Source organism: Gracilibacillus alcaliphilus (genome assembly GCF_016909015.1).
Taxonomy (GTDB): Bacteria; Bacillota; Bacilli; order Bacillales; family Amphibacillaceae; genus Gracilibacillus; species Gracilibacillus alcaliphilus.
On sequence record NZ_JAFBFA010000004.1, the window covers coordinates 123,982 to 140,730 of the forward strand.

The following is a 16,749-nucleotide window of genomic DNA, read 5'->3' on the forward strand; positions in this document are numbered from 1 at the left end:
CACAAGCAGATCGACTGAACATAGAAGAAATAAATGATAGGTATCAAGTGCAAGGCAATCGCTACGGTATGATTCTACAACATTTAGGAGTCTTAACCTGTCCATCCCCCTTCGCTATTCATCAAGGAATGATAGTAAGGTATAGGTGTTTGTTTATGTATGTGAAAGTTGCGTTTAATTCAAACAGAATCATCTAGCACAAAAAAAGAACAAGTGATATTTGTATAAATCACTTGTTCTTCTTCATTTCTTTAGTTAGCTACACGACGCACATGTCCCGCAAAAGTCTTTTTCCAATATCCGCTTCCCATGTTAGCAATTTCTACACCGTTTGAACTTTGGGAACCGATGAACTGATTGTTTCCTAGGTAGATACCTACGTGACCATTCTTTTTGTATGTATCAAAGAAAACAATATCACCAGGCTTCATATCACTTGTAGAAACTTTTGTACCAACTGTTGCTAAAGCGTCTGTACTTGCTGGAAGACTAATTCCACCTTGACCAAATGCCCAGCTTACAAAACCTGAACAGTCAAAACGTCCATTTGCAATATCATAAGCGCTTCTTCCACCGCCAAATACATAAACAGAGTTACCAATATATTTATTACCAGCATTCATAATAGTTTGTAAGTTTCCACTAGCTGACGCAGTTGTTTTTGGTTGGCTTACTGTTTTCTCAGCTGGTTTGCTGCTGCTAGAAACATTGGCAGTATTATTTGAACTGTCTGAGCTGTTAGCACTGCTGTTGTTACTGCTGCTTGATTCATTATCATTACTGGAGGAATTCTCATTTGAACTTGAAGAACTTTCTGCTGCTGAAGCATTTTCTTCTGTATCGGCTGCTTCACTTGCTTGTTCTTCTTCCGCAGCTTCTGCCTCAGCTCTTGCTCTAGCTGCTTCTTCCTCTTGCTGGATACGACGACGTTCTGCTTCTTCTGCCTCTTCAATGGCACGCTCTTTATTTGCTAAAAGCTCATCTTCAATCTTAAGATCACCTAAAATATCACTATTTTCTTCTTCTTTTTGTTTTAACTCATCTTTTAATTCTTCATTTTGATCTTTTTGAGCAACAATTTGTTCTTGCATTTCTTCATAATCTGCTTTAACATCTTCTAATTCTTGTAATTTCGTATCTAATTCTTTTTTATTTGCTTCAACTGCTTCTTTATCTTCTTGCTGACGTTCTAGTAGATCTTGATCCGCTTGTGTAATTTTGTTTACAAGAGATACACGGTCAATTAAATCGATAAAATTATCAGCTCCAAGAAGTACTTCTAAGTACCCGGTAGAACCGCCGTTTTCCTGTAAAGAAGAGATTCTTTCTTTTAAGATTTCATTTCTACGCTCTATATTCTCTTCAATTTTTTCAATCTCTTTTTCTAAATCAGTAATATTAGATTCTGCTTGAGCAATCTTGTCCTTTGTTGCTTTAATTTCTTTTTCATTGTCTGCGATAGCTTCGTCCAAACGTTGGATTTTCTCGTTTAATTCAATTAATTCTGTTTTAATTTTTTCAATTTCCTGTTCTTTTTCACTAATATCTGCTTGTACCTCAGACCGTTGTGACTGCACTTCTTCTTTTGTTTCCGCGCTAACCGATTGAGCAAATAACAAACCTGTGACAACTGAAAGAGCAACAACAGAACTTTTTACCGTAATCTTTTTCTCTCGCATTTTTAATAATTCCCCTACTTTCGTTCATTTTGGTATTCTATGTATAATTCTATATTCTTATTGAGATCTATGATGTATTTCTTTTGAACCAGACTCAGTGTAACATACATAGATTTCAATCGTATGATGCTAATGTTACAAATATATTTCAAAATCGAGAAAATAATTCTTATATTTTGTCAAGAATAACAGCTGTATATAGCAAAGAATCGCAATAAATTGGCATTTTACCTCGAATCCAAGAGAAAAACAAATGTAACATTTCCGTCTTTTTCTATCAACATTTTTTAATAGAAAATAATTCTTGCAAACCCGAACTTAGATTTCAAGTTTACGTATTCGTTATCTATTATAGCTTATTATTTTCTAACCTCCCTGTCTTTCAAAGTAAATTAAACTGTTCACTGCTCTTATTTCCCATTCAAACTAGACAAATTTTGTAGAATTCCGCCAAAAAAACCCGAATCTATAAAAATAAATTCAGGTTTTTATTCGCATTTTAGCGATTATGCTCTACTTTTGACCCGGCTCTTTTCTTCTATTTTTCTTCGATACTAGCTTTCTGGGCAATCTGTTTTTGTTTCTGATAGATTTTATTACTCGCATGTAAGGCAGGCATCGTTAAAACAATCGCCAATACACTCATGCTAAAAAAGAGAAACAACCATTGAAAATGCCATAACCCATACAGTACCGCAAAAGCACCTAATGCCATACAGACAGTTTGAAGCGGGTTTAGCAGCACCATGAAGAAGCTGGTTTTTATCACATCCATGATTTTCATATCAAAATGTACATAGACAGGAAATAGATACAAAATAGTTAAAACTGCCATAATAGAAATAATGAGAAAAGGAATCGTCAGAATTAAACTTGCCTGGTTGGATACAATCGTAATAAACAGAAAATCCAGATACAAAATGTACGCCAATAGCACAAATGGATACCCGAGTAGATTGGCTGACAGCAGCCCCTGCCGAAACTGTTTCCAGAACTGTTGGAAAACAGGAATATCTGTATGACCTGTTATCCATTTTCTTACGACCGCAAAAGTTGCTACCGTTGCTGGAAAGAAGCCAGCCACCACTAACCCCATCATACTAAAGCCTAGCCAAAGCAGGTTCAAATAAGCAACCTTTGTGATCCATTCTAACACCTTATTTAATGCAGCCATGATTTTCTCCCTTTCTTCTATCCCTTTAATCCGCTGGTACTGATGCCTTCCACCACATAACGCTGAAATATAAAGAAAATAATAAACACAGGGATCAAGGATACAACTGACATCGCAAACATGGCTCCCCAATTAGACACTGTTTCATTACTTAGAAACATATTTAATGCCATGGAAACCGTATAGTTACCTGGACTATTCAGATATAATACAGGACCTAACAAGTTACTCCACGTCCAATAAAACGTAAAGATCGAAGTGGTTGCTAAGGCTGGGACTAATAACGGTAAAATAATTTTGGTGAATATCCCAAAGGTATTACACCCATCAATAATAGCAGCCTCGTCCAGTTCTCTAGGTATAGTCCTAATGAATTGAACCAATAAAAAAATGAAAAAAGGATGACCAAAATAAGCCGGGACTACCAATGGTTTTAAAGAATTCAACCAATCAAGCTGAGCAAAAATAATATATTGCGGAATCATTAGTACTTCAGATGGCAACATTAAGGTCATAATCATAATCGCGAACCATATTCCTCTTCCTGTAAATTTTAATCGTGCAAATCCAAAGGCGATCAAGGAACATGAGATCAGATGGCCAAGCAAAACTAACAGGACATAGACAAATGTATTCATAATATAGGTATCAAAACCGTAATTCCCCATCCCTTGCCATCCTTGTGCATAATTTTCAAAAGTAAATGGCTTGGGTATTAAGTTGCCAGCTGTTGCAAAAATTTGTCCGGTCTCTTTAAAAGAACTGGCAATCAGCCAAAACACAGGGTACAGCAGCAGAACAGCTAAACCGCTGACAAAGACATGATAGATTATTTTTTTGATATGCTTTGGTCTCATCACTTATCTGCCCCCTTCCGATTCGTAATGAACCCAGAATTTGGAGGAATAAAATATCAGTGATGTGATAACCGCAATCACGACTAAAATAACCCATGCCATTGCGGAAGCATAGCCCATATGGAAAAATTCGAATCCCTGTTTAAACAGATAAAGGGAATACAATAATGTTCCATCTAATGGTCCGCCAGTACCTTTTGAAATAACATAAGCGGGAACAAATGTCATAAAAGTTCCAATTGTCTGCATAACAGTATTAAATAAGATAACAGGACTTAACATTGGCAGTGTAATATGGAAAAACTTTTGGAAATAGCTGCCACCATCTACACTTGCTGCTTCATAATAGCTTTGCGGAATTGATTTTAAGCCAGCTAAAAAGATAAGCATCGACGAACCAAATTGCCAAATTGCTAAAAAAATTAACATCCATAGCGCTGCAGTAGGATTGCCAAACCAGCGAACTGGATCTAACCCTAAGCCTTGCAGAGCCAGATTAATGATCCCCTCATCACCGAAAATGTTGCGCCACATAATAGCTACGGCCACACTTCCACCAATTAGTGATGGTAAATAATAGACAGTACGGTAAAGTCCGACGGCTCTGGAAGCAGTATTCAATAACATGGCAACAAACAATGCTGAAACAAGCTGAAGCGGCACACCAGCCAATACATAAATAAATGTAACCTTTAGTGACTGTATATATCGCGGATCACTGGTAAACATTTCGATATAGTTTGCAAATCCAATCCATTCAGGAGGATTAAATAGATTATAAGAAGTAAAAGAAAAATAAAGTGAAGCAATCATAGGAACAATCGTGAATGCTAAAAACCCAATAATAAATGGGCTGATAAATAAGTATCCCCATAAATTTTGCTTCATATGAGTCTGCATAGTTGTGAACTCCTTTCCACTATCTCTTTTTTAACAAGAATAGCTGACCTGTTAAGAATCAGCTATTCTTGTTCCTCATTCTTTTAGTTTCCTAAAATACTTTCTGCTTGTGTTCTGAAATGCGCTGCAGCATCCTCTGGCGTAACTTCCCCATAGGCAATCTGCTCACTTAAATTACCCAACAGTTCGATAATTTCACCAGCTCCTGAAGGATCCGGCGCCCCCATTGGTGTGCTGTTTTCTTCTGCCCAAGTCACATATTCAAACACTTTTGCCTGCGCAGCGTCCACTTCTGTTGACAGTTCTTCCTGTACAATTGAAGAAACTGGTACACCTCTTTCTCCTAAGATGATCTTATTGGCCTCGATATCATTGGCCCAGAAGTCAATAAATTCGGCTGCTGCTTCCTTATGATCAGAATTTTCCGATATAGAAAAATACATGCTCGGCTTTAGGAATAAACCTTTCTCCAGTTCCTCACCAGGAGGCGGAGCAATCTCAAAATTAATATCTTCATTCATTTCTTGAATCCCTACATATTGATTAGACCATTGATGAACAGCTACCCCTTCTCCCTTCATCACAGGGCTATCTTCCGGTCCAGCATATTGAGCTGTTTCATCAGGACTTGGAGTAGCTCCAGAGTCCACTTGCTCTTTTATAATTGTAAAAAAGTCGACAAATAATTGATCATCTTCATAGCCAAGCCCATTACCATCTTCCGCATAAAGCCGGCCATCATGCTGACGTAAGTAAAGGTTAAAAAATACATCTGACTGCATACCAGTATCAAATATATAATCTGCATTAGCTGCTAATTCAGCCATTTCTTGATATTCATCCCAACTATACCTTTCCGGCATTTCATCTATACCTATTTCTGCTAAAATCTCTGGATTATAGTGTGTACTTAGTACGTTAGAACCTAAATTAAATCCATAAATACCATCATTAATTCTTCCTGCTTCGATCGTATTCTCTGCAATATCAGAGATATCAATCTGCTCGCCAAAGAATGGTTCTAAATCGGCAAGCTGCCCATTATCAGCATATTGTGAAATATAGGATAAATCCATTTGAATAATATCAGGAAGTTCATTTGCAGCTGCTTGAGGAGCTAACCTTTGCCAATAATCATCCCAGCCTGCATATTCCGCTTCAATCGTTATATGAGGATTTTGTTCTTCAAACATTTCAATTACTTCTAATGTGTAATCATTTCGTGATTGATCTCCCCACCAAGCAATTCTCAAGGTGATATCTCCGCCTGTGCCGCCATCTGTATCATTATCTGCATCACCACTTGTATTTTCCGTTCCATCTTCACCACCACATGCAGCCAGCAAAACCATCATGATGACTCCGAATAATCCCAATAAAGATTTTTTCATTCTTCATCTCCCCTTTTTATTATTTTGTAAGCGATTACAACCATATGGTAACAGATATGTTCGTCAAGGTATTATAGAAAAATCAGTGGTCAATGTTTAAAAAAAAGAGCATTTTGATTACTATGATTATTTCTCTACTTTATTAAAATAATTTATTAACAGATAAGATTTCTCTATAATTGAAACGTTTTAGTGAAACAATACTTACAACAGCAGAACTTGTCCTGATACATTCTGCCTCCTCTCTGACAAAGGAAAGACAGAATGTATGAAATATCCTATACCATCTCTAATCGCTCTTTCTTCTAAACAATTGACCCATTAGCTAATCTGTTAATGTCAAAAGATCTTCCTTTGTGTTATTCTCCTCTTGTCTTAATGATTTCAGATGGTGTACTGCCTTTTATCCGTTTGAACAATTGGCTGAAGTATTGGGGGTTGTTGCCGAAACCTATTTTCTCTGCTAATTCAAATACCTTGATATCTCTTTCGTTCTCAATAATTTCTACTGCCTTGTTAATACGGGCATTGGTTACATAAGATGAGAAACCCTGCCCTACCTCGGCTTTAAATGTTTTGCCTAAATAGTCAGCATTCATATATAAGTGATCAGAGGCTATCCCTTGTAACGATAATTCCGAATTGCTTAATTCCTCTTCAATCACAGCCAGCATTTGCTGTACTATTTTTGAGTATTTAACCGATGTCTTTGAATAAGTAATTAAGCGTTTAAACAGTTCTGTGAAAAAAGCCAATAATTCTGAGCTGTATTGATCATTCTCGATCTGTTCAATTGCTTCTACCCGATCTTCTGTCGTAACATGCGGATACTTATTCATTAATATAAGATACAGCTGCACGGCATATCCCTTCACCAACTTAGGAGATATACGCTGCTGCTTTGCCTGCTCCACAAATGCCTGAAAATATGTCGACAATTGTACTGTTTTCTCACTTCTTAACATACGTAAGACCTTGTCAATGTCTACCTCCAAATCGGCAGGGATTTTTTCTTGAAAACGAAAGGAACTGGCGTAGTCTATTGTACTTCCCCTGTCTTGGTAAAAAAGTTGTTCCGCAAGGTCGTATATATTCGGAAAGGAACCATTATGACGTAAGTTGTAATCATTAATGATTATGGCAGTAAAGCGATGTTCCTGCATTTTTGGATTAGTCGATAAAAAATGGGCTATATAATGATTGATTAACACATGCCTTGGCAGACTGGTAATCCATTTATTATCTAGACAGATATCAATCACCAGTTCTTCTCCAAATTCTTTTACCACGGCTTGTTTGATATCTATACATTCCTCATAGGTTAGCTTATCTTCTGCCACTAACATGAAGAAGCCAAATTCTTTTCCTTGAAACAAGGCACCCATTAACTGATGGACTTTGGCAGATAGATTTTCGGTTATAGGGTGGCCATTGAATAATTGCTGCAAGATTTCACGCCATTCCATTTTGATGCTTAATTTCTTTTCTTGTTCAGATGTATCGATTTCTTGAATGACCTCTTGCAATGCTTCCGCAATTTGTTGTTCATTACAAGGCTTTAACAGGTAATGTTTCACCCCGTAGCGCATGGCCTGTCTGGCATACTCGAACTCATTATAACCAGACAGAAAAATCCACTTGATCTCTGGAAATTCCGCCTGAGCCTTTTTGATTAAACCAATCCCGTCCAATCCTGGCATCGTGATATCCGAAATCACAATATCTGGCTGCTGTTCCTTGATAAATTGATAACCTTCTATTCCATTCATTGCCTTACCAATTAAGTTGGTTTCATACGCTTGCCAATCTACAATAGAAGAAATCCCCTCCAAAATCATCCGTTCATCATCTACTAATAACACGGTATACATTACATGGTTCCATCCTTTCTTGGTAATCTAATAGAAACAACTGTACCTTGATGTATAATACTTTCTATCTTCAATCCATATTCCTCTCCAAACAGCATCCTTATGCGTTCATTAATATTGCGAATACCGATCCCTGTACCTTTTGCTGTATATTCTCCTTGTTCTATTTCACGAATATAGTCTGGATTCATGCCTGGTCCGTTATCTGCTATCGTTATGATTATTTGCTGTTCTTCTTCTCGCACCGATAAAGTGACAGCACAAGGTCCGATAATTTCCTGCAGTCCATATTTAATCGAGTTTTCAATCAATGGCTGAATTATAAATTTAGGTACCATTACGGTTAGATATTTTTCTTCTATATCCTTTGAAAATTGCAGCCGCTCCTCAAAGCGGTATCGTTGAATCGTGATATAGTGATCCACGATAGCCAGCTCTTCTTTCAAAGAAATCAGGGCTTCTTTTGTATTAATAGACGCACGCAGCACATATCCTAATGATTCTGCCATTTGTGCTATCTTCTTTTCACCTGCCATTTGAGCGGACCAATTAATCGATTCTAACGTATTATAGAGAAAATGCGGATGCACTTGTGCTTGTAAAGTCTCAAATTCCGATTCTTTAATAAGCAGCTGTTTCTTATAGTTTTCAATAATTAAATCATTGATTTGCTGCATCATTTTCTTGAAGTTCTCATGCATTTGACCTGCTTCATCTTTGGAGGTCCTTACTTCCATACCGACATCTTCATAATTAAAATCACCCGTCTGCACCTTTTTCATTTTCTTATTCAGACTTTCAATTGGATTGACAATTGTGCCAGTAAATTTAACACCTAGAAATACAACCAAAATAAATAAGATCGAATAGGTCAAAAACACTGCCGTTCTGGCCTTTGTGATAACCGTAAACAGACTGCTGTATGGGGTAATAATGACATATGTCCAGTCCAAATGATCTGCTTCAGATTCGGAATAGGTAAAGAAGTACTTTTCCCCTTGATAGCTGATAATCTGATATCCTTGTTTCCCTTCCATATATGATGACGGCTTAAAATCCTCGAAAAAATTTTCACTTGCAAACAGCTGATACTCCTGTTTGTCAAAAATCAAAAAATTAGTTCCTTGTGCCTCCATATTATTAGTTAATTCATCCATCATTTGCCTGATATTAACTCGAATGCCCATTGTACCTAGATTCTCAAGTGAAAAATTGATATATTCACGAATTCCTCTTACTGCTGTCACGCTTTCATCCTCTTCTGAAGGAGAAACCCAACTGATTCCGCCCTCTGCCTCATTTGCCGCTTCCTTCAATGCTTCTCTTCTTTCTTCTGACAAGCGAACGGTCATATTTCCGCTGGCATATTCATTATCCGATGTGTCATATACTTGGATCGATTGCACATATTTGTTAAGGGCACCAATTTGCAGCAGATGTCTCCTCAATTCACTGCCAAAAAGAAACTTATAGTAATGAGATTCAGTATTATTTATATCTAATAAGTAAGATTGTACATACCGATCTGTGGCAATTTGATAGGATAACTGCTCCATTTTTCTTAATTCGGATTCCATTGAATTCATCGATACTTGTAACGCTTGAGCTGATTGGCGGTAGATTTCTTGATTATACAGATTAAAGGCATATTGCAGAATCGATAATCCTCCTACACTAAAAGATAACAGCACTAAAGTCGTCAAAATCACCATCTTATATTTCAAGCGGAGGTCTAGAAAGAAATCCGTTAAATATGTAATCATATACTCCTCCTTTCAAAATGACAACGTTTTCATTGATGACCTTCATTATAAACTGCCAAGAATTGGAGGTCAATTGATGTTTTTAGGGGTGAGCCAGTCGAGTACATGATAAATTCTTCAGTTAGCTAAAATTCTTGCACTTGATTTTTCTTGGGACCGAAGTTTTACCAATGAATTAAACTTATGATAGACTATTTATGATAACATCTATTTTTAACGCCTTTACACGAGAAAGCATATTGAATGATTAAGGAAAGAGAGGAGCTTTCATAGTGGAAATTAGTGAAGCTGCTTATTTAGCAGGAATAATTGATGGTGAAGGTACTATAACACTAACAAGGATGCATGAAAAGGAACACAGACGTCCTTCTATCACTATTGCTTCTACCGATTTTGAGCTGTTAGAATATATCCAAACCGTTACGGGTGGCCACATCTTTAATAAAAAGAATTATAAGCCAGATAAGTTTAAAGATTCTTATATACATAGTATTAAAATCAAAATAGATGTTTTCTATATATTGAAAGAAGTCTCTCCTTACCTTAGAATTACTAAAAAGAAAAAACGTGCAGAATGGATTTTAAAACAATATGAAGAAGTAACTGTAAGAAATGGAAAATATACAAAGGAAAAGTTATTAAAGAAAATGGAGTTCGAAACACATTTTTTTGAATTATAAAGAATTTATCACTCATTAAATCTCTGCTTTTATCTAGATTTGTTTCACCTGTGTAAAGCTTATGTTCAATTTGATTACTCAACTGTTCCACACACAAAACCTCTTACTATCATTGCATAAATCCGACTTACCTTATCATTATTTTAACTGAATAAAACGTGCGACAATTTATACAAGAAGTAGCATATGACTGAATGATCTTTCGAAAGGCTGATCTGATAACTTTTTATGTAAGCATTCGTATAAAGGGACAATGGGGCAAAATCACCATCAAGATTTTTTCGTTCAAAAAAAAACCACCAATTATGTATTGGTGGAGACGGTGGGACGTGCTGTTCCATGCTTTCGTCATGGCACTGACTATATCTTGAACCTGTGTAATCTAATCAGGTTCCTCGGCGTATTATGCGAAATGTAGATTTACTTTCTGAAAATAGAAAGCAGTACTTCACATCCTAGTACTCCGCTGATAAAAGGGAGCCTATAAGTCGATACACGGCTGTTGAATTACTTCACATACCGCTCGGTATTGCCTTATTACCCAAGAAGGTAACGTAGGTTTCACCGATAAAGCCGAATTTTCACTTATGTGTTACCACATAAGGCGACTATTGTCTAATCGAACCCACGTCCAAGGATATCGGCACTCAGGTGTCTACACGCATAGTTGGTATATTCGTGATTCGCTAGCTCTTCTGCCTACCAACAGGCGTCCAAGTAGCTAGCCTGATTGGTCTCTTCTGCTAAATCCCCAGGCGGAGGATCGCAGCGTAGCCCACTGATAAGTGAGACCCTTCTATCTGACACATGGGCGATGGCAGGAAGGATCCTTTAGGCAGTGCTTACGCAGCTGCTAAAGAGTAATTGTTTTCTTTGCCAGTTATTATTGGCGTAACGTTTTACGAGCCGTAACCTCGACGCGCAACCTGAGCTCGACCTACCCCTGTCGAATCCGTAACGTCCCCTTATCAAAAATAAAAGGATGAACGGAATAAGCTGGTCAGCTCATCTATTCAATTGTTATGTCTGTAACGACAACTACCATTATACCATATAAAACAGATAATTCAAGGATTGCTGACTGGAAAAACTTAGTTCAAGCGATCCTTGAGAGCACGGTCCATATCCCGTTTGGCTTGCTTCTGTTTTAAATCTTCACGCTTATCATAATTTTTCTTTCCTTTACCAAGACCTAACAAAACCTTCGCAAAGCCATTCTTAATATAAACTTTCAATGGAATTAGTGAATAACCTGCTTGTTTGGTCTCACCAATTAATTTATCGATCTCTTTACGATGTAATAACAGCTTGCGCGCACGTGTCGGCTCATGGTTAAATCGATTGCCTTGTTCATATGGCGCAATATGCATGTTGTTGATATAGGCTTCCCCTTGTCTAATGGTGGCAAAGCTGTCCTTTAAATTAACTCTTCCGGCACGAATAGATTTAATCTCGGTACCTTGTAAGACAATGCCAGCTTCATATGTCTCTTCAATAAAATAATCATGGCTTGCCTTTTTATTTTGTGCAAGTACTCTTCCCTTTTCTTTTGCCATCTTCGCTTCCCCCTGTTATTCGGTACCACTTATTGTACCAAATATTCAGCCATCATGCGAGTCAAGGTTGCTCTCTGTCTCATGACTGGACAAGCCCCTACCCTTAAGGCAGGAGCTTGCAGCCATAAATACCTTGATTCACAGATATTAGCGTCTCTTTTTCTTTTTCTGCCCCTTTTTCTTAGCAGGCCTTTTTCCATTGGATTTTTGTGCTTTTTTAGCTACTTTCTTTAACTGACCTTTATCCTGTTTATTTTTATTGCTGCGATTAACTGGGATAGGTCTTTCTTTTCTAGGCTTCATGCCAACGATCTCAAAATCGACGGCGCGTTCATCCAAATTAACCTGAGCTACTTTGACAGTTACAACATCCCCTACTTGAAAGACATTTCCTGTCCTTTCACCAATCATAGCATAAGCCTTCTCATCAAAATGGTAGTAGTCATCTGTCAAGTAACTGACATGGACAAGTCCTTCCACTGTATTCGGTAATTCGACAAATAAACCAAAATTCGTTACGGAACTTATGACACCTTCATATTCTTCACCGATCTTATCCAGCATATATTCTGCCTTTTTCAAATCGTCTACTTCCCGTTCCGCATCCACAGCAGCTCGTTCTTTCTCTGACGCGTGCTTGGCAATATCAGGCATTCGATCCTTCCAGTACCGTCTTGTTCGTTCATCTAACCTACCTTCAATCAAATAGGTTCGAATCAAACGATGAACGATCAAATCAGGGTATCTTCTAATCGGCGATGTGAAATGAGTGTAGAATTCTGTCGCCAAACCGAAATGTCCAACACTTTGTGGATCATATTTCGCTTGTTTCATCGATCTTAACATCAGCTTGGAAATAATCATATCTTCATCCGTTCCGGCCACTTCATCGAGAACACGCTGCAATGCCTGAGGATGAATTTCATTAGATGTACCTTTTACTATATAGCCAAATCTAGCAATAAATTCAAAGAATGTCTGCAGCTTCTGCGGCTCAGGATCCTCATGAATCCGATGGATAAACGGGACATCCATCCAATGGAAATGTTCCGCAATCGTTTCATTAGCACAGAGCATAAATTCTTCAATCAGTCGTTCTCCTACTGAACGTTCACGAATTATTACATCCTTTGCCTTCCCTTGCTCATCAACCAGCACTTGCGCTTCTTTAAAGTCAAAATCAATCGCTCCTCTGCCAAAGCGTTTCCGGCGTAATACAGAAGCCAAGTCTTCCATTTCACGAAACATAGGAACTAAGGCAGCGTATCGTTCCATCATTTCTTGATCCTGATCAACCAAAATTTGATTGACGGCTTTATAAGTCATTCGCTCTGTCGTATTAATAACAGCTTGAAAAATGTCATGACTAACCACTGTCCCTTTGTCATCAATCTCCATATCACAGCCAAGCACTAAACGATCTACCTGTGGGTTTAATGAACAAATACCGTTGGATAAACGATGAGGGATCATCGGTATCACACGGTCGACTAAATACACACTGGTACCTCTTTCAAAGGCCTCTTGATCAATTGGTGAGTTTTCTGCAACATAATGAGTCACATCGGCAATATAAACTCCTAATTTATAATTACCATTTGCTAACTTGGTAACTGTTACAGCATCATCAAGGTCTTTTGCATCAGCTCCATCAATTGTAACGATCGTTTCTTCGCGCAAGTCACGGCGATCTTTCAGCTCTTCTGGGCTTATTTCCTCGGAAATACTCTCAGCCTGCTCTAATACCTCTTTAGGAAAATCAACTGCAATCCCATTTTTATAGATAATTGACTTAATATCCATACCGGGATCATTTTTATGACCAAGGATTTCAATCACTCGTCCCTCTGCACTTAAACGACCTTCTGGATATTTAGTGATCTCGACAATCACTTTATGACCATCAACCGCTCCTTTAGATTCCCCCTTTGGAACAAAAATATCATGAGGAATCCGTTTGTCATCGGCAATCACAAAACCAAAGGCTCCATTGTCATCATATGTGCCGATCACTTCATTACTATGACGCTCGATGATACGTACGACAACGCCTTCTGCCCTTTTATCCTGGTCATCTCTACGGTCGACACGGACAAATACCGTATCTCCATTCATCGCAGAAGCCAAGTCAGCTTGATTTATATAGATATCATCCATTGTGTCATCCTCTGGGATTAAGAAAGCAAATCCCTTGGTATGCATTTGGATAGTACCTTTGATTAAATTCATTTTCTCTGGCAGCCCATAGCGATTCTTCCTTGTCCTAATTAAAGCACCGGAATTCTCTAAGTGATTGAGTGCCTTAACTAGTTCGGTAAATTGTTCTGTTTCTTCCATTTCCATTATCTCTTCCAGTTCATGAATCGATAATGGTTTTGTCGCATTTTCTTGAAAATAGTTCAAAATATTTTGTTGTAATGTTTGATTTGTTGTCATATTTTCACCTCTTTCTCTCTATTTCTTTAGTATAACAATTACCAGTCCAATGATTCTAAAAAAGCTGCAACATCTTCATGCAGCTGATCCTTCTCTTTACTGAAGGTAATTGCATGGCCAGCATGTTTATACCATTTGATTTCTTTCTGATCTGTTTCTACATGATCATAAATGTAATTTGCACTTTCAGGGTTAATCATTTCGTCTTGTTCTGCTTGTATGACCATTGTTGGTGCATACAGCATGCCCACATTTTCTTTCACCTTTGTAATAGAAGACTCAATTTGCTTAAACAACGCTTTAGAGTTAATCACCAGTTGTTCTATCTCCTGATCTATTGTTTCCTTATCCTTGCCTTCTAATTCTTTATAGTCTTTTGCAAATTGGCGAAACCCAATCGTCAGCTGTTCTTCATTATCAAAAAACATTGGCGCACACATTGTAACGACACCAACCACAGGATTATTGCAAGCAAGATATAAAGCTAGTACACCTCCAAGTGATAATCCTGCAATGGCTATTTTTTGATAACCTTGTTCCCGTAAATATTGGTAAGCCTGATCTACGTCGTGCCACCATTGGTCAGCACTAACATCAAGCAAATCTTCCGGTGTTTTTCCATGTCCGCGATAAATCGGAGCATAACATGTATAACCTTTACTATTTAAAAACCTGCCCAGCATGCGCATGTCAGCAGAATGTCCTGTAAAGCCATGTAATAATAATACCGCACGTTCCCCGCCTTTAAACATAAAAGGTTCCGGTTGTTTCATCTTCATATCATTCTTTCCCCTTTCTGCACCACCTACTATAAACTATTACCTATTTTAGAAAGAAATAAACCCTATTAGTTCTGGCGTTCTATTCCTGTAATGAAAAACATCCCTTGCAAATAAGCAAAGGATGTTCATTGATGCTATTTTCATTTATTTTTATATTAAATAAGCTATAGCAAAAGTCAAGACAAAGAATAGACTACCTGTAATGATAGTACCCCGATGAAGTACAGCGTCTATCCCACGAGCCTTTTGCTTACCAAATAATTGTTCAGCACCACCAGAAATCGCGCCAGACAAGCCTGCGCTCTTCCCTGATTGAAGTAATACCAATACAATTAGGGCAATCGCATCAATAACTAATAAAGTAATTGCAACAGTCAACAAGTTGCAAACCCCCCTTAAACGTACAAATACATAATATCAATGTAGCAAAAAAATAATAGAATAGCAAGACATTTTTACTATACAGGGACAAAGAACACGCAAATCCTTAAAAATATCCATTGCTGATCATGTATAATAGAAATACAGCATAAACAAACAGCGATAGCGAGAATTCTATCATTGGGGATTTTTTTATTCCTTAGTTCCATGATAAAAAAGGAGGATTAGTAATGCCTGAACATTCATTTTGGGTCCCTGTCCGTGATAGCTGCCGCTTATATCTAAAAGCCTGGCTCCCAGCAAGCCAGCCTGTAGCCATTGTCCAAATTGCCCATGGTATGGCGGAACATATTGAACGTTATCATGATTTTGCCGCTTTTCTCAATTCTCAGGGGATTATCGTTTATGGACATGACCACCGTGGACATGGGAAAACAGGTAAAGAAACAAACTCGCTTGGCTTTTTTGCTGATGAAGATGGTTTTCAGACAGTAGTACATGATTGCCTGGAAATAACCGAATATATTAAAACACAACATCCGGAAGGGCTGCCTCTCTTCCTCCTTGGTCACAGCATGGGCTCATTTATCAGCAGAAACTATATTATCGAGTCTTCTGATGAAATTGATGGAGTCATTTTGGTTGGTTCTGGCTCTCAGTCCAAAACATTGCTTACAATTGGGAAACAGCTGGCAAAGTGGCTTGGCAAGGTAGAGGGAAAAGACAAGCAAAGCACCTTGATGCATAAATTGAGCTTCTCAGGGTATAACAAGCGCACAGAGAAAAGAACTGCAAATGATTGGTTATCTACCGATTTGGAGCAAGTGAATCGTTACCAAGCCGACCCTTTGTGCGGATTTATTCCCAGCAATCAATTTTTTTATGATCTATATACAGGAATAGAGAAGATGCAGTCTAAATCCTTAGCCAGCCAAATACGTAAAGATTTACCAATGTTATTTATCAGCGGAAAAGATGATCCTGTTGGTCAATATGGCAAAGGTATTCACACGGCAGTCACTTTTTATCAATCACTTGGTATGGAGAACATTGATTATCGATTATACGATTCGGGCAGACATGAAATATTGAATGAAAAGGATAAAAATCATGTATTTCAAGATATTATTTTATGGATATTCAAACAAAAGTCTTGTCAGAAATCGACTCTATCTTTATAATGTCAATGATACCCTGATATTTTCCTTGAAATTAGACCATGTTCAAGGGTAAAATTAGGTTGTAGAGTGATCTAAAATTCAAATCATACTTAGGAGGT

13 protein-coding genes and 1 other RNA gene are annotated in these 16,749 nt (G+C 37.7%); 2 read left to right on the forward strand and 12 right to left on the reverse strand.

Annotated elements, in window-relative coordinates; translation table 11 throughout:
- Positions 1–251: 251 nt before the first annotated feature.
- The 7 genes from JOD18_RS04785 to JOD18_RS04815 all read right to left on the reverse strand — a co-directional run bounded on the left by JOD18_RS04785 (position 252) and on the right by JOD18_RS04815 (position 9,635).
- Positions 252–1,679, reverse strand: a complete 1,428-nt coding sequence (locus JOD18_RS04785; RefSeq protein ID WP_204667802.1) for a C40 family peptidase — start codon at positions 1,677–1,679, stop codon at positions 252–254.
- 538 nt (positions 1,680–2,217) lie between these two features.
- Positions 2,218–2,853 (reverse strand): YesL family protein, encoded by a 636-nt coding sequence (locus JOD18_RS04790; RefSeq protein WP_204667803.1) that lies wholly within the window; start codon positions 2,851–2,853, stop codon positions 2,218–2,220.
- Between the two features lie 17 nt (positions 2,854–2,870).
- Positions 2,871–3,710 carry a carbohydrate ABC transporter permease gene (locus JOD18_RS04795; protein WP_204667898.1) on the reverse strand — a complete coding sequence of 280 codons (840 nt, stop codon included), beginning with the start codon at positions 3,708–3,710 and terminating at the stop codon, positions 2,871–2,873.
- 3 nt (positions 3,711–3,713) lie between these two features.
- Positions 3,714–4,610 (reverse strand): carbohydrate ABC transporter permease, encoded by an 897-nt coding sequence (locus JOD18_RS04800; RefSeq protein WP_204667804.1) that lies wholly within the window; start codon positions 4,608–4,610, stop codon positions 3,714–3,716.
- 83 nt (positions 4,611–4,693) lie between these two features.
- Complete coding sequence (locus JOD18_RS04805; protein WP_204667805.1) at positions 4,694–6,001, reverse strand: ABC transporter substrate-binding protein; 1,308 nt, start codon at positions 5,999–6,001, stop codon at positions 4,694–4,696.
- Positions 6,002–6,360: 359 nt separating this feature from the next.
- The gene (locus tag JOD18_RS04810; RefSeq protein WP_204667806.1) at positions 6,361–7,872 is read right to left on the reverse strand and encodes a response regulator transcription factor; all 1,512 of its coding nucleotides are present in this window, start codon (positions 7,870–7,872) and stop codon (positions 6,361–6,363) included.
- On the reverse strand, positions 7,872–9,635 hold the full coding sequence (locus tag JOD18_RS04815; protein WP_204667807.1) for a cache domain-containing sensor histidine kinase: 1,764 nt from the start codon (positions 9,633–9,635) through the stop codon (positions 7,872–7,874). The genes JOD18_RS04810 and JOD18_RS04815 overlap by 1 nt, the downstream gene beginning before the upstream one ends.
- A 272-nt stretch (positions 9,636–9,907) precedes the next feature.
- Between JOD18_RS04815 and JOD18_RS04820 the strand changes: the two genes are divergently transcribed.
- Positions 9,908–10,315 carry an LAGLIDADG family homing endonuclease gene (locus JOD18_RS04820; RefSeq protein WP_338029490.1) on the forward strand — a complete coding sequence of 136 codons (408 nt, stop codon included), beginning with the start codon at positions 9,908–9,910 and terminating at the stop codon, positions 10,313–10,315.
- A gap of 616 nt (positions 10,316–10,931) precedes the next feature.
- Here JOD18_RS04820 and ssrA read toward each other — a convergent pair.
- From ssrA to secG, 5 genes are all read right to left on the reverse strand, one after another.
- Positions 10,932–11,272: a transfer-messenger RNA gene (gene ssrA, locus JOD18_RS04825) on the reverse strand.
- A gap of 134 nt (positions 11,273–11,406) precedes the next feature.
- Positions 11,407–11,871 (reverse strand): SsrA-binding protein SmpB, encoded by a 465-nt coding sequence (gene smpB / locus JOD18_RS04830; protein WP_204667808.1) that lies wholly within the window; start codon positions 11,869–11,871, stop codon positions 11,407–11,409.
- A 147-nt stretch (positions 11,872–12,018) separates the two neighbouring features.
- Positions 12,019–14,307, reverse strand: a complete 2,289-nt coding sequence (gene rnr / locus JOD18_RS04835; RefSeq protein WP_204667809.1) for a ribonuclease R — start codon at positions 14,305–14,307, stop codon at positions 12,019–12,021.
- 38 nt (positions 14,308–14,345) lie between these two features.
- A complete protein-coding gene (locus tag JOD18_RS04840; RefSeq protein ID WP_204667810.1) occupies positions 14,346–15,086 on the reverse strand; it encodes an alpha/beta hydrolase in 741 nt (246 codons plus the stop codon).
- 153 nt (positions 15,087–15,239) lie between these two features.
- Positions 15,240–15,470, reverse strand: a complete 231-nt coding sequence (gene secG / locus JOD18_RS04845) for a preprotein translocase subunit SecG (protein ID WP_204667811.1) — start codon at positions 15,468–15,470, stop codon at positions 15,240–15,242.
- 230 nt (positions 15,471–15,700) lie between these two features.
- Between secG and JOD18_RS04850 the strand changes: the two genes are divergently transcribed.
- Positions 15,701–16,651 carry an alpha/beta hydrolase gene (locus JOD18_RS04850; RefSeq protein ID WP_204667812.1) on the forward strand — a complete coding sequence of 317 codons (951 nt, stop codon included), beginning with the start codon at positions 15,701–15,703 and terminating at the stop codon, positions 16,649–16,651.
- Positions 16,652–16,749: the final 98 nt, after the last annotated feature.